Below are 2,401 nucleotides of genomic sequence, written 5' to 3' on the forward strand. Positions count from 1 at the left end.
CGCCTCGCCGACGCCGACCTCGGCCACGAGCTCGGCCAGCCCGCCGGAGACCGAGGCGGGCACGGGCCCTCCACAATCGACCATCACCGACATGACACCGGCAGGCGTGTCACCCACCTCATCGCCGGGACCCTCCAGCACGATCTCCACCCCGGCGGTGGCGAACATATACTCCACACGCTCTGCCGGCGTGTCCATCTCCACCGGCACATACCGACCACCCGCAGCCACCACCGCATGGATCGCCACCAACAACTCCACCGACCGCGGGATGCGAACGCCGACTGCGACGTCCGGGCCGACGCCCAGACCGATCAGATGTCGGGCCAACTCCTCGACCCGCGCGCCGAACTCCCCATACGACACCACCCGATCCCCGAACCGCACCGCCACCGCACCCGGCGACACACCCACCCGACCAGCAACCACCGCAGCAACCGAATCAACCACCAGACCGACATCCGACACACCGGCATCCGACACAGCCGCGCCGAACACCTCGACACCCACCGCCGCACCACCCACCGACCACCCCGCCACCGCAGCCTTCTCGGAGTCGGCCGCGAGTTCGATGTCGCCCACCACCACGCGCGGATCCCGGATCCCGACTGCGAGGACATCGACGATCCGTTGCCCGATCCGGGTCACGGTCGGCTCGTCGAAGAGGTCGGTGGCGTAGACGATCCGGCCGCCCAACGCGCACAGGGCACCGTCACCGTCACGATCAGCCGTCACGCCGATGGTCAGATCGAAACGCGCCGAAGCGCCTCCGGGGTCCACCGGGGTGATGTCCAGTCCGGCCAGATCAGGAACGCCGACCCCGGACTGCTCGACGGTCACGAGCACCTGGGTCAGCGGCGCGAATGCCTCGCTGCGAGAGGCGGTGAGGACATCCACCAGATGTTCGAACGGGACGTCGGCGGCGGCGAACGCGTCGAGGTCGCCGTCACGGACCGTGCGGACCACGTCGTCGAAGGCGGCGGACGGGTCGATCTCGGTTCGGAGCACGAGCGTGTTGACGAACATGCCGACGACGCCGTCCAACTCCGCACGACCACGTCCGGACACCGGTGTGCCCAGCGCGATGTCGGTGGCGCCGGCCAGCCGGGACAGCACCACCGCGACCGCCGCGTGGACCACCATGAACACCGTGACGCCGGTTCGGCGCGCGTACTCGTCGAGGGCCGGGACCAGGTCGACCGGGATGTCGATGTCGGTCACCGCGCCACGGCCGGACGCCACCGCCGGACGGGGTCGGTCGGTCGGCAGCTCGAGGACCTCGGGGAGATCTGCGAGTCGTTGCCGCCACCACGCCACCTGTCGGCCCATTTCCGAATCGGCGTCGTCGACGGCCCCCAACATCTCTGAACGCCACAGCGACACGTCGGCGTACTGCACCGGCAGTGGCGCGAAGGACGGCTGACGACCGTCGCCACGAGCGGCGTACGCGCCGATCAGGTCGCGCAGGAACGGCGCGATCGACTCCCCGTCGAACGCTATGTGGTGGCACACCACGATCACCACATGCGAGTGGGCGGTCTCGGCGACGACCCCCGCACGGATCGGCAGGTCGACGGTGACGTCGAACGACGACATGGGCAGACCCTCCACGTCGTCGGTCCACCACCACTGGTCGGGTGTGATCTCATCTGCAGCCACGATCGCCTGCCACGGACGCCCGTCGACGTCACGTGGGTACCGGGTCCGGAGGATCTCGTGACGCTCGAGGACATCACCGAGCGCTGCTCGCAGGGCACCGAGATCGAGATCACCACCGACTCGGAGTGCGAACGGGATGTTGTAGGTCGGCGAGGCCGGATCGAACTGGTTGAGGAACCACATCCGCTGTTGCGCAGGCGACAACGGTAGGCGCGCCGGTCGCGGGATGCGTCCCAGCGTGCGCGCCGCGCGGGCGCCGTCGGAGACCTCGACCGAGTCGAGTCGGTCACGGGTGGCGTCGATGTGGCCGGCCAGCAGACGGACCGTCGGGAACTCGAACAGGTCGCGGACGGTGAGTGGCATCGCGAACTCGTGTGCGAGGCGAGCCGTCACCCTGGTGGCCGAGAGCGAGTGCCCGCCGATGTCGAAGAAGCTGTCGACGACCGAGACGACCTGCAGGGAGAGGACGTCGGCCACGGTCGCGGCGATGCTGCGCTCGGTGTCGCTGCCCGGCGGCACCACCTCCGAGGTCTCGCGGACCGGGGCGGGTAACGCTCGACGGTCGATCTTGCCGGACGTGGTCAGCGGCATGTGCGGCAACAGAATCCAGGTGTCGGGCTGCATGTACGTCGGGAGCCTGCGTGCGGTGGCGGCTCGCAGCACGCCCTCGACGTCGGGATCCGGGCAGGCCACATAGGCGATGAGGCGATCATCGTGCACGGTCACGGCGGTGCTGGTGACT

At 69.3% G+C, this 2,401-nt stretch carries 1 protein-coding gene; it reads right to left on the minus strand.

What is annotated here, in order from left to right:
* The coding region (locus GS4_RS24615; protein ID WP_157226767.1) for a condensation domain-containing protein at positions 1-2,385 on the minus strand (2,385 nt) is incomplete at its 3' end.
* Between the last annotated feature and the right edge of the window lie 16 nt (positions 2,386-2,401).

This window comes from Gordonia soli NBRC 108243 (assembly GCF_000334455.1).
Taxonomy (GTDB): domain Bacteria; phylum Actinomycetota; class Actinomycetes; order Mycobacteriales; family Mycobacteriaceae; genus Gordonia; species Gordonia soli.